Raw genomic sequence first — 24,651 nt, 5'->3', positions numbered from 1 at the left:
CGACGGCAACCGGTCCTGCCCGCTCCCGCACGGGAGCACCGCCCGTGAGCGGCGCCGGTGGGGCCAGGAAGGTGCGCAGCCCGTACCCCACCTGGTTCTACCTGCCCGCCGCGGTCGTGTTCGTGGTGCTGTTCCTGATCCCCACGTTCGCGTCCTTCTACTTCAGCCTCACGCGCTGGACCATCTTCACGAGCGAGTACATCGGCCTCGAGAACTTCGTCCAGTTCTTCCGGGAACCGGCTCTGACCAAGGGGCTGGTGAACACCTTCATCTACGCCGTCGTGACCTCCGGGGCCAAGGTGGTGCTGGGCCTCGGGCTGGGGATCCTGCTGACGTCGCAGATCGTGGGCCGCGGGTACCTGCGCTCCGTGGTCTTCTTCCCCGTGCTCGTCAGCACCGTCGGGGTCGGCATCACGTTCACCGCCTTGATGAACCCCCAGCGCGGGGTCATCAACGCCACCCTGGCGGTCTTCGGCGTCGACGGTCCCGGGTGGCTCACCAACCCCTCGCTGGCGCTCTTCTCGGTGGCCCTGGTCGACATCTGGAAGGGGGTCGGGCTCGCGACCGTCATCTACATGGCGGGCATCGTCTCGATCCCCAAGGAGTACTACGAGGCCGCGCGGGTGGACGGCGCCGGCCCCTGGACGCTGTTCCGCAACATCATCCTGCCGCTGTCGTGGCCGGCCACCTCGACCGTCATCACCCTCTCGCTGATCGGCGGGCTGCGGTCGTTCGACCTCATCTGGGCCATGACGCGCGGTGGTCCCGGTTTCACCTCCGACGTCATCGCCTCGGTCATCTACAAGCAGTACCAGGCCGGTTTCTACGGGCTCTCAACCGCGGGCAACGTCATCCTGTTCCTGCTGGTCACGGCCATCGTCGTCCCCCTGACCCGCTGGCTCGCCCGCAAGGAGGTGCAGCTGTGAACCCGACCCGGGCCGCCCTCCTGCGGTGGGGAGTGGGTGGCGCGGCCATCCTGGCCAGCGTCGTCGTCTTCCTCGTGCCGTTCGCGTTCATCGTCCTGACCGCCGTCAAGGACGCCCAGCAGGCGTCGCTGTTCGACTTCTCGTGGCCGCAGAACTTCCAGCTCTGGGAGAACCTCGTCACGGTCCTGCAGACGCGCGACTACATCCTGGTCATCGCCTTCATCAACTCGACCGTCCTGACGGTCGCCAGCGTGACGATCATGGTGGTGCTCGGTGCGATGGTGGCCTTCGTGCTGCAGCGCAGGGTGAGCCGCTTCACGCCCGTCATCAACTTCCTGGTGCTGTCCGGACTGATCATCCCGCCCGCCGTCGTCCCGACCATCTGGGTGCTGCAGGGGCTGGGGCTGTTCGGGACGTTGCCGGGGCTGATCCTCATCGAGGTCGCCTTCGGGTTGTCGTTCACGATCCTGCTGTTCCGGGCGTTCATCTCGGGCATCCCCCGGGAACTGGACGAGGCCGCGGTCCTCGACGGCGCCGGCCCGCTGCGGTTGTTCTTCCGGGTGATCCTGCCGCTGTTGCGGCCCGTCACCGTGACCGTCATCGTGGTCCAGGCGGTGAACGTGTTCAACGACTTCACCAACCCGCTCTACTTCCTGCCCGGTGACGACAACGCCACCGTGCAGCTGACGCTGTTCAACTTCCAGAGCCAGGCGAGCACCAGCTACAACCTGCTCTTCATGGACATCCTGCTCATCACGATCCCGCCGCTGGTCATGTACCTGTTCTTCAACCGCCAGATCGTCGCCGGCATGACGTCCGGCGCCGTCAAGGGCTGACACCACCCGCCCGACCCCGAGCACCGACCCCCCGGAGGAACCCCCGCATGTCCCCACGCTGGCACGCAGCGATGATCACGGCCGACGAGGTGCGGCAGGCGCCCCTGCTGCGCAGGCGGTTCACGCTCGACGACGGCCACGGCGACGTGACCTCCGCCGTCCTGCACGTCACCGCGCTCGGGGTGGTCGAGCCCCACCTCGACGGCGAGCCCGTCTCCGAGGACGTCCTCACCCCCGGGTGGAGCAGCTACGAGTGGCGGCTGCGGTACGTCAGCCACGACCTCACCCCCCGGTTCGCGGGCGGGGCGGCCGAGCACGTCCTCGGGCTCGCTCTGGGCAACGGCTGGGCCGTCGGCCGGCTGGCCTGGAGCGGGAGCAGCGGCCTGTACTCCGACCGCATCGGCGCGTTCGCGCAGCTGGAGCTCCGCTTCGCCGACGGGCACGAGCAGGTCGTCGCCACCGGCCCGGACTGGCAGGCGCGCCCCTCGGCCGTGACCGCCGACGAGATCTACGACGGTCAGGACGTCGACCACCGCCGCCTGGAACCGCGCTGGGCGGCGCTCGACGGCCCCGCCGACGGCTGGAGCGGTGTCAGCGCGCTGGAGTTCGACACCGCGCGGCTCACCGAGCACGTCGGTCCCCCGGTCCGTCGCCAGGAGGTCGTGCGACCCGTCGCCGTGACGACGTCCCCGAGCGGGAAGACGCTGGTGGACTTCGGGCAGAACCTCGTCGGCTGGTTGCGGTTCACCGTCACCGGCCCGGAGGGTTCCACGATCACGCTGCGGCACGCCGAGGTGCTCGAGCACGGCGAGCTGGGCGTCCGTCCGCTGCGCACCGCCGCGGCGACCGACCGGCTCACGCTCTCCGGGGGGGCCGACACGTTCGAACCGACGTTCACGTTCCACGGCTTCCGCTACGCCGAGGTCACCGGCTGGCCCGGCGAGCTCACCGTCGAGGACCTCGAAGCCGTCGTCGTGCACTCCCAGCTGCGACGCACGGGGGAGTTCGAGTGCTCGAACGAGCTCGTCAACCAGCTGCACCGCAACGTCGTGTGGGGGCAGAGGGGGAACTTCCTGGACGTGCCCACCGACTGCCCGCAGCGCGACGAGCGCCTGGGCTGGACCGGTGACCTCGCCGTCTTCGGCCCGAGCGCGGCCTACCTGTTCGACGTCTCGGCGTTCCTGCGGGACTGGCTGCGCGACCTGGACGCCGAGCAGGCCGCCCACGACGGCATCACCCCCTACGTGGTGCCCGACGTCCTGAAGTTCTCCCCGCCGAAGGGCCTGCGCGGGGACCCCGACTCGACGTGCTTCTGGTCCGACGTCGCGGTGTGGCTGCCCTGGACGCTGTGGCAGGCGTACGGCGACCGGGAGGCCCTCGCCGAGGCGTACCCGGCCGCGGTCGCGCACGTCCGGCACGTGGAGGGTCTGCTCTCCCCGACGGACCTGTGGGACGAGGGGTTCCAGTTCGCCGACTGGCTCGACCCCGACGCGCCGCCGGACGACCCCGCGGCCGCGAAGGCCGACAAGGGCGTGGTGGCGACGGCCGCCATCTTCCGCTCGGCCCGGACGGCGGCCGACACGGCTCGCGTCCTGGGGCACGAGCAGGACGCGGCCGAGTTCGACGCCCTCGCGGACCGGCTGCGCGCGGCGTTCGGGCGGCACTACGTCTCCGAGGACGGGACCGTGCGCTCGGACTGCGCGACCGTCTACGCGCTGGCCATCGAGTTCGGCCTGCTGGACGGGGACCTCGCGGCGAAGGCGGGTGACCGGCTCGCCGAGGTCGTCGCCGAGGCGGGGTACCGGGTCTCGACGGGTTTCGCCGGTACGCCCTACGTCACCGACGCCCTCACCTCGACGGGCCACCTGCAGGAGGCCTACCGGCTGCTGCTGGAGGAGAGCTGCCCGTCGTGGCTGTACCCCGTGACGATGGGGGCCACCACGATCTGGGAGCGGTGGGACTCGATGCTGCCCGACGGGACGATCAACCCCGGGCAGATGACGAGCTTCAACCACTACGCCCTGGGAGCCGTCGCGGACTGGATGCACCGCGTCGTGGCGGGCCTCTCGCCCCTGGAGCCGGGGTACGCGCGCTCCCTCGTGGCGCCGCAGCCCGGCGGCGGGATCACCTGGGCCCGGGGGGCCCTGGAGACGCCCCACGGCCGGCTCGCCGTCAGCTGGCGGCAGGACGGCGACGCCCTCAGCGTCGACGTGACCGTCCCCGCGGGCACGTCCGCCCTCCTGCGGCTGCCCGACGGCAGTGAACGCGAACTCACCGCCGGCGAGCACAGCGTCACCGGCTGAGTCCCCCCGGCGCGGCGCGTGACCTGCGCGCGCCGCGCTGGGAGGATCGCCGCATGACCCGCCCGGGCACCCGGCCGCCGCGCTCGCCGTTCGCCCCCGAGGTGCTGCCCGACGGGCGGCGGCGGTTCAGCCACGAGGCCGTCGTGGCCCGCCGCCTGCTCCTCGCGGGTCTGCTCGCCGCCGGTGTCGGCGGTGGGGCCCTCGCGGCGCGGCTGACCGGTGAGGACCCCGGTGCCGTCCCGGCCGGGGGCGCTCCGGCGGCGGCGGGAGCCGCCGGGGAGGTCGCCGGGGAGGTCGCGCCCGCCGCCCCGCAGGCGGTCGTCGCGTCACCGGCCACCCCGGCGCAGGTCCAGGGGCCTTCGCGCACCGAGGCCGCCAGCCCGTGGGTCGTGGTCAACAAGCAGCACCCGCTGGACCCGCGCGACTACGCCCCGGCGCTGGCCGTCGTGGCGGGCAAGGAGGTGGCCGCCGTCATCGCCCCGGACCTGCGGGCGCTGCTGGAGGACGCGCGCCGCGACGGGGTCGGCCTCAGCGTCACGAGCGGCTACCGCTCCTTCCAGCGGCAGACGGCGGTGCACGACGACGCCGTCGTGCGCGACGGGCTGGAGACCGCCGAGAGCGTCTCGGCCCGCCCCGGCTACAGCGAGCACCAGACGGGGCTGGCGGTGGACTTCGGCGGCCGGACGGCGCCGGGGTGCCTGCTGGAGGACTGCTTCGGGCAGACCCCGGAGTCGGACTGGTTGCGCGCCCACGCCGGTCGCCACGGGTTCCTCCTGCGCTACCCCGAGGGGGCGACGGCGGTGACGGGCTACGACGCCGAACCCTGGCACTGGCGCTGGGTGGGCACCGACCTGGTGCAGCGGTTGACCGAGGCGCGGGTGGCGACCCTGGAGGAGTTCTTCGGGATCAGCGGCGGCCCGGTGTACGCCTGACCGTCCCCTAGGGTGCCGTGCGTGGAACGCCTCACCGTCCTCGTCACCGGCCACGTCCAGGGCGTCGGCTTCCGCTGGTGGACCCAGCGCCAGGCCGAGGAGCTCGGCGTGACCGGGACCGCAGAGAACACCCCCGACGGCCGGGTGGAGGTCGTCGTCGAGGGCGAGCGCGACGCGCTGCGGCAGCTGCTGTCGCGTCTGCGCGCCGACCCCACCCAGCACGGGCGCCCCGGGCGGGTCGCCCGGGTCACCGACCACTGGGGACCCGCCGAGGGCCTCTCGGGGTTCCGGACGCGGTAGGGCCGGGGTCAGGCCCCGGTGCGCGCGCGGCGCGCCGGCCGCGCGACGAGGAACAGCATCACCGCGGCCAGGCCGGTGCACGTCAGCATCGTCGTCACCATCGGCACCGCGGAGTGCTCACCGGCGAGGCCGACGAGCGGGGAGACCAGGGCGCCGACCGTGAACTGCAGCGCCCCCTGCAGGGCGGACCCGGTGCCCGAGGCGAAGCGCACCTGCTCGATCGCGAGCGCCGTCGCGTTCCCGAAGACGAGACCGACGCTGAACACGGTGAACCACAGCAGGACGAGCACGGCGGGGGTCCAGGCGTCGAGGGCGAGGACCGTCAGGAACAGCCCGGCGGCGCAGGTGAGCTGCAGGAGCACCCCGGTCGTCAGGACCTGGGAGGGGTCGAACCGGCGCAGGGCCCGCGTGGAGACGGCGCCCCCGGCGGCGATCCCCAGGGCGTTGGTGGCGAAGACGAGGGAGAACGTCCCGGTCGAGAGGCCCACGACGTTCTGCAGCACGAACGGCGAGGCCGACACGTAGGAGAAGACGGTCCCGAACACCAGGACGAGGGTGCCGACGTAGCCGACGTAGCCGCGGCGCGACAGGACCGCGCGCGCCGTGCGGGCCACCTCGCGCGCCCCGCCGGCGTGGCGGCGTTCGGCGGGCAGCGTCTCGGGCACGACGAACCAGGCCGCGACGACCATGACGAGCGCGGCGACCGCGGTGAGGGCGAAGATCCCGCGCCAGCCGCCGTGCCCGGCGACGAGGCCCCCGAGCAGCGGCGCCACGACGGGGGCCACCCCGCCGATGACGCCGAGCGTGGAGAAGGCCCGGGCCGCGGCCCGGCCGGTGGCGAGGTCGGCGACGACGGCGCGGCCGATGACGACCCCGGCGGCCCCGGCGACGCCCTGCACGAGGCGGGCGACGACGAGGACGCCGATCGAGGGCGTCAGGGCGCACACGACGCCGGCGAGGAAGGTCACGAGGGTGCCGGTCAGCAGCAGGCGACGGCGGCCGAGGCGGTCGGACAGGGGACCCAGGACGAGCTGGCCGGCGGCCATCCCGAGCATGAACGTCGTCAGCGTCAGCTGGACGCGGGCCGCGCTGGTCGACAGGTCCGTGGCCAGGTCCGGGAAGGTCGGCAGGTACGCGTCGACGGCGAGGGGGCCGATCGCGCACAGGAGGGCCAGCGTCACCAGCAGGCGCAGGGGCACCTCGTCGACGGGGCGGCCCGCGGGGCCGCCGGCGGGCAGGGGGCCCGGGGCGGTGCGGGGGCCGGGCAGGGCGCGGAACGGGGAGCGGCGGGGGCGGGCGGGGTGCTCGGGGCGCGTGGGGCGGGTACGACCGGCGGGGCGGGTCGGCACAGGGGTCCTTCCGGATCTCGGTCTCGTCTTCCACCGTTGTACAACCTCGGGCGGTCACGGATCGAGCGCATCGCGTGTCGTCTCAGCGGTCATTCCGCCTCGTGATGACCGGGCGGCGGGTCGACGGTCCCGCACGACGCGGTCACCGGCCCGGCTCGCCTCGGCCGGTCCGGGCCCGCGCCTCGTTAGGCTCTGACCCCGTGCACCTGAAGACCCTCACCCTCAAGGGGTTCAAGTCGTTCGCCTCCGCGACGACGCTGCGGCTGCAGCCGGGGATCACGTGCGTGGTCGGCCCCAACGGCTCGGGCAAGTCGAACGTCCTGGACGCCCTCACCTGGGTCATGGGGGAGAGCAGCGCCAAGAGCCTGCGCGGCGGGAAGATGGAGGACGTCATCTTCGCCGGCACCACCGGCCCCGAGGGGCGCTCGGCCCTCGGGCGCGCCGAGGTGAGCCTGACGATCGACAACTCCGACGGGGCCCTGCCCATCGAGTTCGCCGAGGTGACGATCACCCGGACGATGTTCCGCACGGGCGGGTCGGAGTACGCGATCAACGGCCAGACGTGCCGCCTGCTCGACGTCCAGGAGCTGCTGTCCGACTCCGGCATCGGCCGGGAGATGCACGTGATCGTCGGTCAGGGCCAGATCGACGCGGTCCTGCACGCCTCCCCGGAGGAGCGCCGCGCGTTCATCGAGGAGGCCGCCGGGGTCCTGAAGCACCGGCGCCGCAAGGAGAAGGCGCTGCGCAAGCTCGACGCGATGGAGGCCAACCTCACGCGCGTGGCCGACCTGGTCACCGAAATCCGCCGCCAGCTCAAACCCCTGGGCCGCCAGGCCGAGGCCGCCCGCCGCGCCCAGGTCGTCCAGGCCGACCTGCGCGACGCGCGGTTGCGCCTGCTCGCCGACGACCTCGTCCAGGCCGGCAGCTCCCTGCAGCGCGACGAGGCCGACGAGGCCGCGCTGAAGGCCCGCCAGGCCCAGGTGGAGGCCGACCTGTCCGAGGCCTCGGCCCGGTTGCAGGCCGCCGAGCGCGCCGCGGCCGCCGCGGCGCCCGACCTGGCCCGTGCCGTCGAGACGCACCACCGCCTCGAGGCCCTCGCCGAGCGGCTGCGCGGGGTGCAGGCCCTGGCCGCCGAGCGTTCCCGGCTGCTGGCGGGCGAACCGGAGGAGCAGACCGGTCGTCGCGATCCCGAGGAGCTGACGGCCCACGCCGACCGCGTCCGCGCCGAGGAGGCCGACCTCGCCGGGCAGGTGACCGCCCGCCGCGCCGCCCTGGACGAGGTCCTCGCGGCCCGCGCCGAGGCGGACCGGGCCGCCCGCGCCGAGGACCAGCGGGTCGCCGCCGCCCTGCGCGTCGCCGCCGACCGCCGCGAGGGGCTGGCCCGCCTCGGCGGCCAGGTCGCCGCGCGCACCAGCCGCGTCGAGGCCGCCGAGGCCGAGCGCGAGCGCCTGTCGACCTCCCTGGCCGACGCCGAGCGGCGCCGGGAGGAGGCGCAGGCCGCGTTCACCGCCCTGGAGGCCCAGGTCGCCGGCGTCGAGGAGGGCGAGGAGGACCTCGACACCGAGCACGAGGCCGCCGCCGACGCGCTGCAGGCCGCCGAGACCGCGCACGAGCAGGCGCGCGCCGAGGTGCAGGCCGCCGAGCGCGAGCGCGCGACGTGGACCGCCCGCAGGGAGGCCCTCGAGATCGGGCTGGCCCGCAAGGACGGCGCCGGGGCGCTGCTGGCCGCCGGCGCGGCCGTCTCCGGGGTGCTGGGGTCGGTCGCGGCGCTGCTGAGCGTGGAGCCCGGCTGGGAGCAGGCGATCGCCGCCGCGCTCGGGTCCACCGCCGACGCCGTCGCCGTGGCGAGCCCCGCCGACGCGGTCCGCGCCATCGACCACCTCAAGGGCGAGGACGCCGGCCGGGCCGGGATGCTCGTCGCCTCCCCCGGCTCGGCGGACGCCGGGCCCGTCGCACCGGCCGGTGCCCGGGCCGCCCTGTCGCTGGTCACCGCGCCCGCCGAGCTGCGACCGGCCCTCGCCGGGCTCCTGGGGCGCGTGGTCGTCGTCGACGACCTCCCGGCCGCGCAGCGCGTCGCGCAGTCCCGGCCGGACCTGGTGGCCGTCACGCGGGACGGGGACGTCGTCGGCGCCCACGTCGCCGCGGGCGGGTCGTCGTCCGCGCCGAGCCTGCTGCAGGTGCAGGCCGCCGTCGACGAGGCCACCGACGCCCTCTCGGCCGCCGAGCAGCGTGCGCAGCGGGCCCAGGCCGACCTGGGGGCCGCGCAGACGGCGCGGGCCGCGGCGGCCGGGCGCGTCGAGGCGGCCCTGGACCGCCTGCACGACTCCGACGCCCGGATGAACGCCGTCGCCGAGCAGCTCGGGCAGCTCGGGTCCGCCGTCCGCGCGGCGCAGGCCGAGGCCGACCGGCTGCGTGCCACCCGCGAGCAGGTCGGCGCGCGGGTGGAGACCGACCGCGTCGAGCTCGTCGAGCTCACCGAGCGGTTCGAGGCGGCGAGCCGTTCGCAGGACGAGGACGAGGGGGACGTCTCCACCGACGAGCGGGACCGCCTGGCCGAGGTCGCCCGCGGCTTCGGCGGCACCGAGACCGAGGCCCGGCTCGCGCTGCGCACCACCGAGGAGCGGGCCCGCGCCCTGGCCGGGCGCGCCGACGCCCTGCAGCGGCAGGCCGCCGAGGAGCTCGCGGCCCGTGAACGCGCCGCCGCGCGCCGGGCCCGGCGCGCGGAGCAGTCGCGCGTCGCGGCGACCGTGCGGGAGGGGGCCGGGAAGGCGCTCGCGGCGTGGGAGTCCTCGCACGTCCAGGCCACCCGGTTGCGGGAGGCCGCCGAGGCGGCCCGCGCGACGTTCGAGGAGCAGGTGGGCGCGGCCCGCCGCGCGGTGGAGTCGCTCACGACCGAGCAGCAGCGCCTGGGGGACACCCGGCACGCCGACGAGGTCGCCCGCGCCCAGCAGCGCTGGAAGATCGACCAGCTGCGCCAGCGGGCGCTGGAGGAGCTGGGCACCGACCCCGACGTGCTGACCGAGGAGTTCGGCCCGCACCAGCTCGTCCCGCCCTCGCCCCCCGCCCCCGGGGACCCCGAGCCGGAGATGCCGCCCGAGCCGCGGCCGTACGTGCGCTCCGAGCAGGACAAGCGGCGCCGCTCGGCCGAGCGCGCGCTCGCGCAGCTGGGGCAGGTCAACCCGCTCGCGCTGGAGGAGTACGCGGCGATGGAGGAGCGCCACCAGTTCCTCGTCACCCAGTCCGAGGACCTGAAGAAGTCCCGCAAGGACCTGCTCGACATCGTCAAGGAGGTCGACGAGCGGGTCGAGCGCGTGTTCTCCGAGGCGTTCGCCGAGGTGGCGCAGCAGTACGAGGAGGTGTTCCCCCGGCTGTTCCCCGGCGGCGAGGGCCGGCTCGTCCTGACCGACCCCTCCGACATGCTGGCCACCGGCATCGAGGTGGAGGCCCGGCCGGCGGGCAAGAAGGTCAAGCGGCTGTCGCTGCTGTCCGGCGGGGAGCGTTCGCTGGCCGCGGTGGCGATGCTGGTCTCGATCTTCCGCGCCCGCCCCAGCCCGTTCTACGTCCTGGACGAGGTGGAGGCCGCTCTGGACGACGCGAACCTGTCGCGGCTGATCACCCTGTTCGAGGAGCTGCGCGCCACGAGCCAGCTCATCGTCATCACCCACCAGAAGCGCACCATGCAGATCGCCGACGCCCTGTACGGCGTGACCATGCGCGGGGACGGGATCAGCACCGTCGTCAGCCAGCGGCTGCGCGACGGCGAGCCGGCCGGGCCGCGGGCGGCGGCCCCCGGGGACGCCGAGCCCCTGGCCGTGTGACGCGCGTCGCGCCGGTGACGCTGCGATGAGCATCCGGTCACAGGGTGGTGACGGCCGTGCGCGCCGCGTGGTGAGCGCGGGGCGGGCGGGGCACAGTGGACTCGTGATGACCTTCCTCCGGGGGCCGGTCACGGACCTGGCCCCGGTGCCGACGTGGTGGGTGGTGCTGCGGTGATGGTGGCGACCCTGCTGGTGACCTTCGCCCTGACGGTCGGGCTGGCCGTCGTCGTCCTGCTGAGCGTGGCGGCGCCGAGCCTGCGCCGGCGGGGGAGCCGGACGATGGCGCGGATCGACGCGGGGGCCGAACGGCTCCTGCCCGTCCTGCGCCACCACCGGGACCGCCTCGCCGCCGAGGTGCGCGCGCGAGCGAGCGAGCGCCTGGAGGCCCCGCGCCGCGGTACCCGCGAGGAGCACCGGGCGGCCCGCGCCCGCTGAGGCGGTCCGGGCGGTCGAGCGGACGACGCCCCGTCTGGGAAGATCTGGGCTCGTGGAGACAGCCGAGATCGTCGTGGGGCTCATCGCCGTCATCGCCCTGGCGGGCGTGGGCGCGCTGGTGGGCCTGGTCCGCCCGCGCCGCCGGCGCCGGTCCGCCCCGCCCCGCCCCGGGCAGCAGGCGGGGCTGCGGGACCGGCGCGAGGGCGAGGAGCCGCTGCCCGGGGTGGGCGACGACGCCGAGGTCCCCCGCGACAGCGCCACCCGCACGGTCGAGGACGTCGACCTGCCCGAGGGGCCGGTCCTCGAACGGCCCGCCCCCGCCGGCGGGCGCCTGGTCCGGCTGCGCGAGCGGCTCGCCCGCTCCAACTCCGCCCTCGGCCAGGGGCTGCTGGCCCTGCTGTCCCGCGACACCCTCGACGAGGCGACGTGGGAGGAGGTCGAGGACACCCTCCTGCTCGCCGACCTCGGCGTCGACCCCACCACCCGCATCGTCGAGGCGCTGCGCGAGCGCGTGAAGGTCCTCGGCACCCGCGACCCCGCCCACCTGCGCGAGCTGCTGCGCGAGGAGCTGCTCACCGCGGTCGGCCCGGCCACGGACCGCTCGCTCGCGACGCAGCGCCGGGGCGAGCGCCCCGCCGTCGTCATGGTCGTGGGCGTCAACGGCACCGGGAAGACGACGACCGTCGGCAAGCTCGCGCGCCTGCTCGTCGCGCAGGACAAGGACGTCGTCCTCGGGGCGGCCGACACGTTCCGCGCCGCCGCCGCCGAGCAGCTGGCCACCTGGGGCGACCGCGTCGGCGTGCCCACCGTCCGCAGCGACCGCGACGGCGCCGACCCCGCGGCCGTCGCCTTCGACGCGGTCAGGCAGGGCACCGAGGCCGAGGTCGACGTCGTGCTCATCGACACCGCCGGCCGCCTGCAGAACAAGGTCGGCCTCATGGACGAGCTCGGCAAGGTCAAGCGCGTCGTGGAGCGGCACGGCCCCGTCGACGAGGTCCTGCTCGTCCTGGACGCCACCACCGGGCAGAACGGGCTGCGCCAGGCCGCCGTGTTCTCCGAGGCCGTCGACGTGACCGGCATCGTGCTCACCAAGCTCGACGGGACGGCCAAGGGCGGCATCGTCGTGGCCGTGCAGCAGTCCCTCGGCGTCCCGGTCAAGCTCGTGGGCCTGGGGGAGGGCGCCGACGACCTGGCGCCCTTCGAGCCGGAGGCGTTCGTCGACGCGCTGCTGAGCTGACCGGTGCTCGTCCCGCCGCGTTACGTGAAGTTCACACGGGCCGCGGTGCCGTCACACGGGTGAAACACGACGAGCGAGGAGCTGTAACGGGAGCGGGCCACGGTGGTCCCGATCCCGACCCCCTCCATCGCCGGCCCCGCCGGCCTCGCGGAAGGCCCCGTTGCCCATGGACTCGGCCCTGAACTCAGGTGACACCGCCTGGATCCTGACCAGCGCGGCGCTCGTGCTGCTCATGACCCCCGGCCTCGCGCTCTTCTACGGCGGCATGGTCCGCGCCAAGAGCGTGCTCAACATGATGATGATGAGCTTCGGCGCCCTGGCTCTCATCGGCGTCCTCTGGGTGCTGTACGGCTACTCGATCGCCTTCGGGAACGACGTCGGCGGTGGCCTGCTCGGCAACCCGTTCGAGTACTTCGGCCTGTCGGGGATGCTCGGCGAGGACACCTCGGCGCCCTACCCGGTCATGGCCTTCGTCGCCTTCCAGGGCGTGTTCGCCATCATCACCGTCGCCCTCATCTCGGGGGCGATCGCCGACCGCGCCAAGTTCGGCGCCTGGCTGGTCTTCGCCGGGGTCTGGGCCACCCTCGTCTACTTCCCGGTCGCGCACTGGGTGTTCGCCTTCGACGGCGACGACGTGGTCGGCGGCTGGATCGCCAACAACCTGCTGGCCCTCGACTTCGCCGGTGGCACCGCGGTCCACATCAACGCCGGCGCCGCCGGCCTCGCCCTGGCGCTCGTCCTGGGCAAGCGCAAGGGCTTCGGCCGCGACCCGATGCGCCCGCACAACCTCCCCCTGGTCATGCTCGGCGCGGGCCTGCTCTGGTTCGGGTGGTTCGGGTTCAACGCCGGGTCCGCCCTGTCGGCGGGCAACACCGCGGCCGTCGCCTTCGTCAACACGATCGTCGCGACCTCGGCCGCGATCCTGGGCTGGCTGCTGACCGAGAAGGTCCGCGACGGGCACGCCACGTCCCTGGGCGGCGCCTCGGGCGCGGTGGCCGGCCTGGTCGCCATCACCCCCGCCTGCAACGCCGTCAGCCCGGTGATGGCCATCGTCCTCGGCGCCGTCGCCGGCGTCCTGTGCGCCCTGGCCGTGGGCCTGAAGTACAAGCTCGGCTACGACGACTCCCTCGACGTCGTCGGCGTCCACCTCGTCGGTGGTCTGTGGGGCACCATCGCCATCGGCTTCCTCGGCTCGGCCACCACCCCCGCCGGTGTCGACGGCCTGTTCTTCGGCGGCGGCGTCGACCAGTTGTGGCGCCAGGTCGTCGGGGCGGTCGCGGTCCTGGGCTACTCCTTCGTCCTGACCTGGGTCATCGGCACCGTCATCCAGAAGACGATGGGCTTCCGCCTCGACCAGGACGACGAGGTCGCCGGCATCGACCAGGCCGAGCACGCCGAGTCCGGCTACGACTGGGGCACCCTGACCTCCGGCGGCGGCCGGGTCGCCGGGTCCCCGGCCCGGCCCACCGACGCCCGTCACTCGTCCGGAAGCTCGGAGGTCTCCGCATGAAGCTCATCACCGCGATCATCAAGCCGCACAAGCTGGACGACGTGAAGTCGGCGCTGGAGGCCTACGGCATCCAGGGCCTGACGATCTCGGAGTCCTCCGGCTACGGCCGCCAGCGCGGGCACACCGAGGTCTACCGGGGGGCGGAGTACACCGTCGACCTCGTGCCCAAGGTGCGCGTGGAGGTCCTCGTCGACGACGTGGACGCCCACGACGTCGTCGAGGTCGTCGTCAAGAGCGCCCAGACCGGGCGCATCGGGGACGGCAAGGTCTGGACGCAGCCGGTCGACGACGTCGTCCGGGTCCGGACCGGCGAGCACGGCCCCGACGCGCTCTGACCCACCCGCACCCACCCCTCCTGGAGGTCATCCCGTGCACGCCCCCGCAGCGGGTCCGCGCTGAGCGCGGACCTGCGCACCGAGCGACTCGCGCTGGCGGTGCGGGCCGGCAGGCCCGGCCCGCACCGCCGCGCCGAGCTGGTCCAGCTCGTGGAGTCCCGGTTGCGCGACGTGTGGGACCAGGCCGTCGAACCGCTCGGCGGCCCGGCCGGTCCCCTCGCCGGGGGCGCGGGGGAGGGCTCGGGCGTGGCGCTGGCCTGCGTCGGGTCGCTGGCCCGCCGCGACGCCGGTCCCGCCAGCGACGTGGACCTCGTCCTGCTGCACGACGGCCGGTCCCTGGACCGCGACGACGTCGCGGCCCTGGCCGACCGGATCTGGTACCCCCTGTGGGACAACGGCCTGCGCCTGGACCACTCGGTCCGCACCGCCAAGGAGTGCCGCGAGGTGGCCGCCGTCGACCTCGCCGCCGCGACCGGTCTGCTCGACCTGCGCGTCGTCGCCGGTGACGGCGGCCTGGTCGCCCGCACCCGCGGGCACCTGCTCGACGACTGGCGCGCGGGGGCCCGGCGCCGGCTGCCGCAGGTGCTGGACTCCCTCGCCGAACGCGCCGCCCGCTTCGGGGAGGTCGCCTACCTGCTCGAACCGGACCTCAAGGAGGCCCGCGGCGGCCTGCGCGACGCCATCACCCTGCGCGCGCTGGCCGCCAGCTGGCTCACCGACCGCCCGCACGGTGCCGTCGACGAGGCCCACACCCTCCTGCTCGACGTCCGCGACGGCCTGCAGGCCTCCTCCGGACGGCCCGGTGACCGCCTCGTGCTCGCCGAGCAGGACGCCACCGCCGTCGTGTGCGGGTTCGCCGACGCCGACCTGCTGCTCGCCGCCATCGCCCAGGCCGCCCGCACGATCTCCGCGGCCGTCGACCTCACCGCCCGCCGGGCGCGCCAGTCCGTCCCGACGCGCCGCTTCCGCGCCCAGGGCAAGCGTCCCCGGCTGCGCTCCCTGGGCCACGGCCTCGTCGAGCACGACGGCGAGGTCGTCCTGGGCGCCGGGGTCAGCCCGGCCGAGGACCCCGTCCTGCCGCTGCGCGCGGCCGCCACCGCCGTCCGCTCGGGGCTGCCGCTGTCCCCGGTGACGCTGGAGCACCTCGTCACGACGTGCCCGCCCCTGCCCGACCCCTGGCCCGTGGCCGCCCGCGAGGCGCTGCTGGAACTGCTCGCCGCCGGTCCCGCGCAGGTGCCGGTGTGGGAGTCCCTCGACATGGTCGGGCTCGTCGAGCGGTGGGTGCCGGAGTGGGCGGGGATCCGCAACCGCCCGCAGCGCAACGCGGTGCACCGCTGGACCGTGGACCGCCACCTCATCGAGACCGCGGTGGCCGCCGGGCCCTTCCTGCGCGAGGTCGAACGCCCCGACGTGCTGCTGCTGGCCGCCCTCACCCACGACCTCGGCAAGCTGCCCGGTGCGCAGGACCACTCCCGCACCGGGGCGCCCCTGGCCCGCGCGGTCGCCGCCCGCGCCGGGTTCGCCCCCGCCGACGTCGAGGTCGTCGGCCGCCTGGTGGCCGAGCACCTGACCCTCGTCGACCTCGCGACCCGCCGCGACCCCGACGACCCGCAGACCGTCGCGGCCCTGGTCGAGGCGGTCGACGGCCGCCTGGAGACCCTGCACCTGCTGCGCGCCCTCACCGAGGCCGACGCCCGGGCCGCCGGCCCGGCCGCGTGGTCGCCGTGGCGGGCCCGGCTCGTCGACGGGCTCGTCGCGCGCGCGCGCAAGTCCCTGGCGGGGGAGGAGGCGCCCGGCCCGGCACCCTTCGACACCGCCGAGCAGGCCCTCGCCGCCGCCACGGCCGCCGACGGCCGGACCCGCCTCGACGTGCGCGAGGTCGACGGCTTCTTCGTCGTCACCGTCGTCGCCCCCGACCGCACCGGGGTCTTCGCCGACCTCGCGGGCCTGCTGGCCGGGCACCGCTTCCTCGTCCGCTCCGCCCTCGTGCGCACGCTCGACGGCGTGGCCGTGGACTCCTGGTGGGTGGAGTCGCCGGCGGGGGAGGCGCCCTCGGCCGAGCTGCTGCGCCAGAGCCTGGAGCGCATCGTCGGCGGTGACGTGGCGCTGCTGGAACGGCTCGCGGCCCGCGACGCCCAGACCCCCCGGCCCGCCGGCGGCCCGCGCGCGCTCGTGGCCCACCCCCGGGTCGTCATCCTGCCCGGGGCCAGCGACCGCGCCACCGTGCTGGAGGTGCGCTGCGCCGACCGCCCCGGTCTGCTGCACGCCCTCGGCCGGGCCCTGGCCGTGGAGGGCATCGACATCCGCTCCGCGCACGTGGCGACGTACGCGGCGCAGGCCGTCGACGTCCTCTACCTCGCCGAACCCACGGGGGAGCGGCTGTCCCCGCCGCGGGTGGCCATGGCCATCCAGGCCCTGTCGGACGCGGCGGAGGTGCCGGGGCCGGCGCGACCCGCCGGTTAAGGTGGGGGCGTGTTCGCCACGCTCTCCGACCGCCTCACCGCCACGTTCAAGTCGCTGCGCGGCAAGGGGCGGCTGACCGAAGCCGACGTCGACGCGACCGTGCGGGAGATCCGCCGCGCGCTGCTCGACGCCGACGTCGCCCTGCCCGTCGTGCGGGACTTCACCACCCGCATCCGCGAGCGCGCGACCGGCGCGGAGGTCGTGGGCCACCTCAACCCGGCCCAGCAGGTCGTCAAGATCGTCAACGAGGAGCTCGTGGGCATCCTCGGCGGCGAGACCCGCCGGCTGCGGTTCGCCAAGAACCCGCCCACGGTGATCATGCTCGCCGGGTTGCAGGGCGCGGGGAAGACGACGCTGGCCGGCAAGCTCGGCCGCTGGCTGAAGGGCAACGGCAACCGCCCGCTGCTCGTGGCCTGCGACCTGCAGCGCCCCAACGCGGTCAACCAGCTGCAGATCACCGGCGAGCGCGCCGGGGTCGACGTGTTCGCCCCCGAACCGGGCAACGGCGTGGGCGACCCGGTCTCGGTGGCCCAGCGCGGCATCGAGCACGCCCAGCGCCACCACTACGACGTCGTCGTCGTCGACACCGCCGGCCGCACCGGCGTGGACGCCGAGATGATGCAGCAGGCGATCGACATCCGCGCCGCCGTGCGGCCCGACGAGGTCCTGTTCGTCCTGGACGCCATGATCGGCCAGGACGCCGTCGCCACCGCCGAGGCGTTCCGCGACGGCGTCGGCTTCGACGGCGTCGTCCTCACCAAGCTCGACGGCGACGCCCGCGGCGGTGCGGCCCTGTCGGTGCGCCACGTCACCGGCCAGCCCGTCATGTTCGCCTCCACCGGCGAGAAGCTCGACGACTTCGAGCTGTTCCACCCCGACCGCATGGCCTCGCGCATCCTCGACATGGGCGACGTCATGTCCCTCATCGAGCAGGCCGAGAAGGCCTTCGACGCCGACCAGGCCCAGGCCATGGCCGCGAAGTTCGCGGCCGACGAGGACTTCACCCTCGACGACTTCCTGCAGCAGCTGCAGGCGATCCGGAACATGGGGTCGTTGAAGAAGATGCTCGGGATGCTGCCGGGCATGGCCCAGATGCGCCAGCAGCTCGACGCCTTCGACGAGCGCGAGTTCGACCGCATCGAGGCGATGGTCCGCTCGATGACCCCGCTGGAGCGCCGCCAGCCGCGGATCATGAACGGTTCGCGCCGGGCCCGCGTGGCCGCCGGCTGCGGGCAGAGCGTCTCGGCCGTCAACGACATGCTCGAGCGCTTCGGGCAGGCGCAGAAGATGATGCGATCCCTGAAGAACGGTCTCGGCGGCGGTGGGCTGCCCGGCATCCCCGGGATGCCCGGCGGCCCGGGCGCGGGGGCCTCGAAGAAGCAGAAGGCCCGCATCGCGGCGTCCAAGGGCAAGAAGGGCAAGAGCGGCAACCCCGCCAAGCGCGCCGCCGAGCAGAAGGCGGCCGCCGACCGCGCCGCGGCGCAGCCCGGCTCGGCCTTCGGCCTGCCCGACGCGTCCAAGGGGTTCGACCCGGCCGACCTGAACCTGCCGAAGGGGTTCGACAAGTACCTCGGGCAGTGAGCCAGCGGTGAGCGAGGCGCTGCACCTCACCGGTCCGGTCCTCCTCGGCCCCGAGGAGGTCGCCGGGCAGGCCTGGGTCCTCGACGGCCGGTTGACCTTCCAGCGCCCGCCGGGCGCGAGCACCACGCGCCTGGACGGGTGGGTGCTGCCCGGTCTCGTCGACGCGCACTGCCACGTCGGCATCGGACCGCACGGGCGGGTCGAGGACGAGGTGTCCCGGACCCAGGCGCTCGCCGACCGCGACGCCGGTGCCCTCCTGCTGCGGGACGCGGGGTCGGCTTCGCAGACCCGCTGGATGGACGAGGTGGAGGACCTGCCGCGCATCGTCCGCGCCGGCCGGCACCTGGCCCGCACCCGCCGCTACCTGCGGGGCCTGGCGCACGAGATCGAACCCCAGGACCTCGTCGAGCACGTCCGGGTCGAGGCCCGCCGCGGTGACGGCTGGGTCAAGCTCGTGGGGGACTGGATCGACCGCGCCACCGGCGACCTCGCCCCGTGCTGGCCCGCCGACGTGCTCGCCGCCGGGGTCGCCGCCGCGCACGAGCTGGGGGCGCGCGTCACCGTCCACCAGTTCGGCGAGGACGGTGTCGAGGACCTGCTGGCGGCCGGCGTCGACGGCATCGAGCACGGCACGGGCCTGGGGCCGGAACTGCTGCCCCGGCTGGCGGCCGCCGGGGTCGCGGTCGTCCCGACGCTGGTGAACATCGCGACCTTCCCGGGCATCGCCGACCGGGGGGAGCCGAAGTTCCCCGCGTACGCCGCGCACATGAGGGCCCTGCACGCGCGCCGGTACGACACCGTCGCCGCCCTGCACGCCGCCGGCGTCCCCGTCTTCGCCGGCACCGACGCCGGCAGCGTCCTGCCGCACGGCCTCGTCGTCGACGAGCTGCACGAGCTGACCGCCGCCGGGCTGTCCCGGACCGCCGCCCTGGACGCCGGAGCGTGGGCCGCCCGTCGCTGGCTCGGCCACCCCGGCCTGGTCGAGGGGGCGAGCGCGGACCTGCTCGTCGTCGACGGCGACCCGCGGGCCGACCTGGCGGTCCTGCGGGACCCGCGGGTCGTCCTGCGCGGTCGTGTCGTGGCCGGTGCGCGACCTCTGGCATGATGGTCGGGCACTCGATCGCCCAGGGACCCTCTCACCCGGGGCGAGCGCGTCCCTGAACCGCCCGTCCCGGCGTCCCCACACCGGGGCGGTCCGTTCGACACTCCAGAACCGGGAGACACCCCACACCGTGGCTGTCAAGATTCGCCTCAAGCGCATGGGCCAGATCCGCGCGCCGTTCTACCGCATCGTCATCGCCGACTCGCGCAGCAAGCGCGACGGTCGCGCGATCGAAGAGGTCGGCCTGTACAACCCGATGACGGACCCCTCGACGATCGAGGTCAAGTCCGAGCGCGTCCAGTACTGGCTCGGCGTCGGCGCGCAGCCGACCGAGCAGGTCGCGGCGCTGCTCAAGGTCACGGGTGACTGGCAGAAGTTCAAGGGCCTGCCCGGTGCCGAGGGCCGCTACCGCACCCCCAGCGCCAACACCAAGCCCCCGCGCATCCCCGCCGGTGGTGCGGCCAAGCAGGCCCCCGCGCCCGCCGAGGCCCCCGCCGCCGACGCGCCGGCCGAAGAGTCCTGACCCGGTGCTCGCGGACGCCCTCGAGCACCTGGTGCGCGGCATCGTCGGCAACCCCGACGACGTGCAGGTGACGTCGAAGACGTTGCGGCGCGGTGCCGTGCTCGAAGTTCGCGTGCACCCGGACGACCTGGGCCGGGTCATCGGCCGCGCCGGTCGCACGGCCAAGGCCCTGCGCACCGTCGTCGGGGCGCTCGCCGGCGGCAAGCAGGTGCGCGTCGACCTCGTCGACGTGGACCGGCGCTGACGCCGTCGAGACCGGCACGGCCACCCAGCACCACCCCCGGACGCCGGGGTCGCGCACGCGGCCCCGGCGTCCTGCCGTTCCACCCCACCCACCCGGAGGACATCTCGTGGAGTACGTCGTCGCCCGCGTCGGGCGCCCGCACGGGGTGCGGGGCGAGGTCACCGTCGAGGTGCGCACCGACGACCCCGACGAGCGCTTCGTGCCCGGGGCCGTGCTGCGCACCGACCCGGCGGCCGGGCCGCTCACCGTCGCCGCGGCCCGCTGGCACAACGGCACCCTCCTGCTGACCTTCCGCGAGGTCGCCGACCGCACCGCCGTGGAGGCCCTGCGCGACACCCTCCTGCTCGTCGACGTCGACGACGAGGCCGAGGAGACCGACGACGCCTGGTACCCGCACCAGCTGCGGGGGATGGCCGCCGTGACGGTCACCGGCACCCCGCTCGGCACCGTCGCGGACCTGCTGACCGGCTCGGCCCAGGACGTCCTCGTCGTCACCGGCACCGACGGCCGCGAGGTGCTCGTGCCCTTCGTCCGCGCCATCGTCCCCACCGTCGACGTGCGCCGGCGCAAGGTCGTCCTCGCCCCGCCGGGCGGGCTGTTCGCCGAGCTGGCGGGGGAGGAGGGCTAGTGCGCCTCGACGTCGTCACCATCTTCCCCGACTACCTCGCGCCGCTGCAGCTCTCGCTCATCGGCAGGGCGCAGGCCCAGGGGCTGCTCGACGTGCGGGTCCACGACCTGCGCGAGCACACCCACGACCGCCACCGCACGGTCGACGACACCCCCTACGGCGGGGGCGCGGGGTTGGTCATGAAACCCGGACCGTGGGGCGAGGCCCTCGACGCCGTCCTGGCCGACCCGCCGCCCGGCGCCGGCCAGGACGGGCCCGTCCTCCTCGTCCCCTCCCCGGTGGGGGAGGTCTTCGGCCAGCGGGCGGCGGTCGACCTCGCCGCCGAACCGTGGCTCGTCTTCGCCTGCGGCCGCTACGAGGGCATCGACGCGCGGGTGGTGGAGCACTACCGCGGGCGCGTCCGCGTGCGAGAGGTGTCGCTGGGGGACTACGTGCTCAACGGCGGTGAGGTCGCCGTTCTGGCGATCACCGAGGCCGTCGTCCGCCTCGTGCCCGGGGTCGTCGGCAACGCGGCCTCCCTGACCGAGGAGAGCCACGCCCCCGAGCACGACGGGCTGCTGGAGCACCCCGCCTACACCAAGCCCGCCTCCTGGCGCGGCCTGGACGTCCCGACCGTGCTCGCCGGCGGCGACCACGGCGCCGTGGGCCGCTGGCGGCGCGACGAGGCGCTGCGCCGCACCGCTTCCCGCCGCCCCGACGTGGTGGCCCGGCTGGACCCGGCGCGGTGCGACGCGCGCGACCTCGCCGTCCTCGCCGACCTCGGCTGGGCCCCCGGGGATCACGGGTTCGGCCCCACGAGCGCCGCTGTGGCAGACTGATCCGCTGACACCAACGAGCCGTGACGGCCGGTGACCGCTGCCTCCGGGCCGCGGAGGGTGCGCCTGCCACAGGGGGCGAGCCCCACCGGACGCCCGTCGCGGGACCAACGCCTGTGCCGATGACCTGTGGCGTCGACAGGGGAAGTGAGCTTCAGCCATGAACGTGCTCGACAGCATCGACGCAGCCCAGCTGCGCAGCGACGTCCCGGAGTTCCGGGCCGGTGACACCCTCAAGGTCCACGTCAAGGTCATCGAGGGCAGCCGCTCGCGCGTGCAGGTCTTCCAGGGCGTCGTCATCCGCCGCACCGGCGGCGGCATCCGCGAGGCCTTCACCGTCCGCAAGGTCAGCTTCGGCGTCGGCGTGGAGCGCACCTTCCCGCTGCACACCCCGGTCATCGAGAAGATCGAGGTCGTGACCCGCGGTGACGTGAAGCGCGCCAAGCTGTACTACCTGCGCGACCTGCGCGGCAAGGCCGCCAAGATCAAGGAGCGTCGCGACTCCGGCAGCCCCCGCGGCTGAGTCCAGCACCTCCACCCACGAGCCGGGTCCCGCACGGGGCCCGGCTCGTGTCGTTCCGGCCGGGTTCCCAGGCGGCCCGTCTAGACTCCACGGGCCGCGCCCTCGCGGCGCGCAGTCCCCGTGAGGCAGGAGCCCCGTGACGACCACCCAGCCGCGGCCGTCGGTCCCGCCCGGTGACCCCTCGGGCACGGCGGTCGACCGCGGCCCCTCGCACGGGGGACGCGCCGTGCTGGTGCTCGCCATCGCCCTCCTGATCGTCCTGGTCGTCCGCTCCTTCGTCGTGCAGACCTTCTCCATCCCCTCGGACTCGATGCAGCCGACGCTGCAGCCGGGGGAGCGCGTGGCCGTCTGGCGCGTCGACGCCTCCGACGTCCGGCGCGGCGACGTCGTCGTCTTCGACGGCACCGGCACCTTCGCCGACGCCCCACCGGACCCGCAGGGCCTGGCCGCGGTCGGCGCCGGGGTCGCCGGGCTGCTGGGCTTCCGGCCCGGGGAGTCCGACTTCGTCAAGCGCGTCGTCGGCCTGCCCGGTGAGCGCATCACCTGCTGCGACGCCCAGGGCCGCCTCCTCGTCGACGGTGAGCCCCTGGACGAGCCGTACGTGCAGCCCGGCGACGCGCCGAGCGAGCTCCGGTTCGACATCGCCGTGCCGCAGGGGCGAGTGTGGGTGATGGGGGACCACCGCAGCGACTCGGTCGACTCGCGCTCCCACCTCGGCTCGCCGGGCGGGGGCACGATCGCCCTCGGCGACGTCGTCGGCCGGGTCGTCGCCACCACCTGGCCGCTGGACGCGGTCGGCACCGTCGGACGGGGGAGCGGTTCGTGAGCGCCGGGGACACCGAGCAGGACACGTCCGCGCAGGAGCCCGCGCCCCGGCGCCGGTCCGCCGGCACGGGCGTGGTGGGCGCGATCCGCGAGACCGTGCTCGTCGTCGTGGTCGCGCTCGTCGTCTCGCTGGTCGTCAAGACGTTCCTCCTGCAGGCGTTCTTCATCCCCTCCCAGTCCATGGAGCGCACGCTCGACATCGGCGACCGCGTCGTCGTCAGCAAGCTGACGCCGGGCCCGTTCGAGCTGCACCGCGGTGACGTCGTCGTCTTCTCCGACCCCGGTGGCTGGCTCGAGCCGACCACGCCGACGCAGCGCGGCCCGGTGGGCACCGTCGTCGCCGAGGCGCTGACCTTCGTCGGGTTGCTGCCGGAGGACTCCGACGACCACCTCATCAAGCGCGTCGTCGGACTGCCCGGCGACCACGTCGTGTGCGCCCCCGACGGCACGGTCACCGTCAACGACGTCGCCGTGGACGAGCCCTACGTCTCCTCCACCTCACCGAGTGAGCAGCAGTGCGACGTCACCGTCCCCGCCGGTGAGCTGTGGGTCATGGGCGACAACCGGGCCGAGTCCGCCGACTCCCGCTACAACCAGGACAAGCCGTACGACGGGTTCGTGCCGATCGACCTCGTCGTCGGCCGCGCGTACGTGATCGTGTGGCCCCTGGCGCACTGGTCCTGGCTCGGCACCCCCGACGACTTCGCCTCCGTCCCCGGCCCGGCGGGGGTGGGGTGAGCCCCGCCACCCGCGCCCCGGCGGCTCCCTCCCTGCGCCTGGAGCGGCAGCTCCTGCGTTCGGGCCACGCCCTGGTCGCCGGGGTGGACGAGGTGGGCCGCGGGGCGCTCGCCGGTCCCGTGAGCGTGGGGGTCCTCGTCGTGGACGGCAGCACCCGCACCGCGCCCACCGGGCTGCGGGACTCCAAGCTGCTGACACCCGCCGCCCGGGACGCCCTGGCGCCCGCGGTGCGCCGCTGGGCGCTCGCCTGGGCCGTCGGGCACACCGAGCCGGCCGAGATCGACGCGATCGGCATCACCGCCGCGCTGCGCCTGGCCGGGCGGCGGGCCCTGGCCCAGCTGCCGGTCCGGCCCGACGTCGTCATCCTCGACGGCGGCCACGACTACCTCAGCGACCCGCGGGAACCGTCGCTGCTGGACGGGCTGGACGGGCAGGGGCCCGCCGCGCCGTGGGACGGGCCGGCCGTGACGACCCGCGTCAAGGCGGACGTGTCCTGCGCCGCCGTGGCCGGGGCGAGCGTGCTGGCCAAGACGACCCGCGACGCGGTGATGGCGCAGCGGCACACCGCCTTCCCGCACTACGGGTGGGCGGGGAACAAGGGGTACGGCGCCCCGGAGCACCTGCGGGCCCTCGCCGAGCGCGGCAGCTGCGAGCAGCACCGCCGCAGCTGGCGGCTGCCCGGCGCGGCCGCGCCCGGACCCCGTCTCGTCGAGGCGCCCGCGCAGGACCTGGACCCGGTCTCGCCGGGGGACGGGGTGCTCTCGGACCTCACCTCCCGCACCTCGGGTGCCCGGGAGGCATGATGGTCCCGTGAGCGCCGAGGACCTGGAGAACTACGAGACCGAGATGGAGCTGCAGCTCTACCGCGAGTACCGGGACGTCGTCTCGCTCTTCTCGTACGTGGTGGAGACCGAACGGCGCTTCTACCTCGCCAACTCGGTGGACCTGCAGGTCCGCACGGCCGACGGTGAGACGTACTTCGAGGTGGCCCTGCACGACGCCTGGGTCTGGGACGTCTACCGCCCGGCCCGGTTCGTGCGGGACGTGCGGGTGGTGACGTTCAAGGACGTCAACGTCGAGGAGCTGCAGAAGCGCGACATCGAGGTCCCCGACGGGCCGGACCTGCGCGAACGCTGACCCCGGGTCGGCCGTCCGGGTGACGACCGGCGTCGGCGGTAACGCCTCGGCACGCTGGGTCGATGCACCCGTGGGACGCGCCCCACTGCCG

General features: G+C 74.9%; 23 protein-coding genes. 22 read left to right on the top strand and 1 reads right to left on the bottom strand.

Features of this window, described 5'->3' with window-relative positions:
- Positions 1 to 44: 44 nt before the first annotated feature.
- The 5 genes from AB2L28_RS18780 to AB2L28_RS18760 are packed head-to-tail and all read left to right on the top strand — an operon-like array spanning position 45 to position 5,297.
- Positions 45 to 926: a carbohydrate ABC transporter permease gene (locus AB2L28_RS18780; RefSeq protein WP_370720517.1), complete on the top strand. Its 882-nt coding sequence runs from the start codon at positions 45 to 47 to the stop codon at positions 924 to 926.
- Positions 923 to 1,762, top strand: coding sequence for a carbohydrate ABC transporter permease (locus tag AB2L28_RS18775; protein ID WP_370720516.1), 840 nt, complete (start codon positions 923 to 925; stop codon positions 1,760 to 1,762). Before AB2L28_RS18780 ends, AB2L28_RS18775 begins: the two co-directional genes overlap by 4 nt.
- Positions 1,763 to 1,809: 47 nt before the next feature.
- The gene (locus tag AB2L28_RS18770) at positions 1,810 to 4,065 is read left to right on the top strand and encodes a family 78 glycoside hydrolase catalytic domain (protein ID WP_370720515.1); all 2,256 of its coding nucleotides are present in this window, start codon (positions 1,810 to 1,812) and stop codon (positions 4,063 to 4,065) included.
- A gap of 53 nt (positions 4,066 to 4,118) precedes the next feature.
- Complete coding sequence (locus AB2L28_RS18765; RefSeq protein WP_370720514.1) at positions 4,119 to 4,997, top strand: M15 family metallopeptidase; 879 nt, start codon at positions 4,119 to 4,121, stop codon at positions 4,995 to 4,997.
- Positions 4,998 to 5,018: 21 nt separating this feature from the next.
- Entirely contained in the window at positions 5,019 to 5,297 is a 279-nt protein-coding gene (locus AB2L28_RS18760; RefSeq protein ID WP_370720513.1) for an acylphosphatase, read from the top strand.
- Between the two features lie 8 nt (positions 5,298 to 5,305).
- On the opposite strand, the gene AB2L28_RS18755 is transcribed toward AB2L28_RS18760, so the two are convergent.
- The gene (locus tag AB2L28_RS18755) at positions 5,306 to 6,646 is read right to left on the bottom strand and encodes a multidrug effflux MFS transporter (RefSeq protein ID WP_370720512.1); all 1,341 of its coding nucleotides are present in this window, start codon (positions 6,644 to 6,646) and stop codon (positions 5,306 to 5,308) included.
- 200 nt (positions 6,647 to 6,846) lie between these two features.
- Between AB2L28_RS18755 and smc the strand changes: the two genes are divergently transcribed.
- From smc to AB2L28_RS18670, 17 genes are all read left to right on the top strand, one after another.
- The gene (gene smc / locus AB2L28_RS18750; protein WP_370720511.1) at positions 6,847 to 10,464 is read left to right on the top strand and encodes a chromosome segregation protein SMC; all 3,618 of its coding nucleotides are present in this window, start codon (positions 6,847 to 6,849) and stop codon (positions 10,462 to 10,464) included.
- 171 nt (positions 10,465 to 10,635) lie between these two features.
- Positions 10,636 to 10,899, top strand: coding sequence for a hypothetical protein (locus AB2L28_RS18745; protein ID WP_370720510.1), 264 nt, complete (start codon positions 10,636 to 10,638; stop codon positions 10,897 to 10,899).
- A gap of 52 nt (positions 10,900 to 10,951) precedes the next feature.
- Positions 10,952 to 12,136: a signal recognition particle-docking protein FtsY gene (ftsY, locus tag AB2L28_RS18740; RefSeq protein ID WP_370720509.1), complete on the top strand. Its 1,185-nt coding sequence runs from the start codon at positions 10,952 to 10,954 to the stop codon at positions 12,134 to 12,136.
- Between the two features lie 166 nt (positions 12,137 to 12,302).
- Positions 12,303 to 13,646 carry an ammonium transporter gene (locus AB2L28_RS18735; protein ID WP_370720508.1) on the top strand — a complete coding sequence of 448 codons (1,344 nt, stop codon included), beginning with the start codon at positions 12,303 to 12,305 and terminating at the stop codon, positions 13,644 to 13,646.
- Positions 13,643 to 13,981, top strand: a complete 339-nt coding sequence (locus tag AB2L28_RS18730; protein WP_370720507.1) for a P-II family nitrogen regulator — start codon at positions 13,643 to 13,645, stop codon at positions 13,979 to 13,981. The genes AB2L28_RS18735 and AB2L28_RS18730 overlap by 4 nt, the downstream gene beginning before the upstream one ends.
- Before the next feature lie 60 nt (positions 13,982 to 14,041).
- The gene (locus AB2L28_RS18725; protein ID WP_370720594.1) at positions 14,042 to 16,444 is read left to right on the top strand and encodes a [protein-PII] uridylyltransferase; all 2,403 of its coding nucleotides are present in this window, start codon (positions 14,042 to 14,044) and stop codon (positions 16,442 to 16,444) included.
- 9 nt (positions 16,445 to 16,453) lie between these two features.
- Entirely contained in the window at positions 16,454 to 18,025 is a 1,572-nt protein-coding gene (ffh, locus tag AB2L28_RS18720; RefSeq protein ID WP_370720506.1) for a signal recognition particle protein, read from the top strand.
- Between the two features lie 7 nt (positions 18,026 to 18,032).
- The gene (locus tag AB2L28_RS18715) at positions 18,033 to 19,130 is read left to right on the top strand and encodes an amidohydrolase family protein (RefSeq protein WP_370720505.1); all 1,098 of its coding nucleotides are present in this window, start codon (positions 18,033 to 18,035) and stop codon (positions 19,128 to 19,130) included.
- 127 nt (positions 19,131 to 19,257) lie between these two features.
- Entirely contained in the window at positions 19,258 to 19,650 is a 393-nt protein-coding gene (rpsP, locus tag AB2L28_RS18710) for a 30S ribosomal protein S16 (protein WP_370720504.1), read from the top strand.
- Between the two features lie 4 nt (positions 19,651 to 19,654).
- On the top strand, positions 19,655 to 19,894 hold the full coding sequence (locus AB2L28_RS18705; protein WP_370720503.1) for an RNA-binding protein: 240 nt from the start codon (positions 19,655 to 19,657) through the stop codon (positions 19,892 to 19,894).
- Between the two features lie 106 nt (positions 19,895 to 20,000).
- On the top strand, positions 20,001 to 20,522 hold the full coding sequence (rimM, locus tag AB2L28_RS18700; protein ID WP_370720502.1) for a ribosome maturation factor RimM: 522 nt from the start codon (positions 20,001 to 20,003) through the stop codon (positions 20,520 to 20,522).
- Positions 20,522 to 21,340, top strand: a complete 819-nt coding sequence (trmD, locus tag AB2L28_RS18695; protein WP_370720501.1) for a tRNA (guanosine(37)-N1)-methyltransferase TrmD — start codon at positions 20,522 to 20,524, stop codon at positions 21,338 to 21,340. Before rimM ends, trmD begins: the two co-directional genes overlap by 1 nt.
- A 157-nt stretch (positions 21,341 to 21,497) precedes the next feature.
- Positions 21,498 to 21,860 carry a 50S ribosomal protein L19 gene (gene rplS / locus AB2L28_RS18690; protein ID WP_370720500.1) on the top strand — a complete coding sequence of 121 codons (363 nt, stop codon included), beginning with the start codon at positions 21,498 to 21,500 and terminating at the stop codon, positions 21,858 to 21,860.
- 136 nt (positions 21,861 to 21,996) lie between these two features.
- Positions 21,997 to 22,686 (top strand): signal peptidase I, encoded by a 690-nt coding sequence (gene lepB, locus AB2L28_RS18685; protein WP_370720499.1) that lies wholly within the window; start codon positions 21,997 to 21,999, stop codon positions 22,684 to 22,686.
- Positions 22,683 to 23,423, top strand: coding sequence for a signal peptidase I (gene lepB / locus AB2L28_RS18680; protein WP_370720498.1), 741 nt, complete (start codon positions 22,683 to 22,685; stop codon positions 23,421 to 23,423). Before lepB (AB2L28_RS18685) ends, lepB (AB2L28_RS18680) begins: the two co-directional genes overlap by 4 nt.
- Positions 23,420 to 24,226, top strand: a complete 807-nt coding sequence (gene rnhB, locus AB2L28_RS18675; protein WP_370720497.1) for a ribonuclease HII — start codon at positions 23,420 to 23,422, stop codon at positions 24,224 to 24,226. The genes lepB (AB2L28_RS18680) and rnhB overlap by 4 nt, the downstream gene beginning before the upstream one ends.
- 7 nt (positions 24,227 to 24,233) lie before the next feature.
- Positions 24,234 to 24,560: a DUF2469 domain-containing protein gene (locus AB2L28_RS18670; protein WP_370720496.1), complete on the top strand. Its 327-nt coding sequence runs from the start codon at positions 24,234 to 24,236 to the stop codon at positions 24,558 to 24,560.
- The last annotated feature ends 91 nt before the right edge of the window (positions 24,561 to 24,651 follow it).

Source organism: Kineococcus mangrovi, from assembly GCF_041320705.1.
In the GTDB taxonomy this organism is placed as follows: Bacteria; Actinomycetota; Actinomycetes; order Actinomycetales; family Kineococcaceae; genus Kineococcus; species Kineococcus mangrovi.
This window is presented reverse-complemented; position numbering and strand designations above follow the sequence as displayed.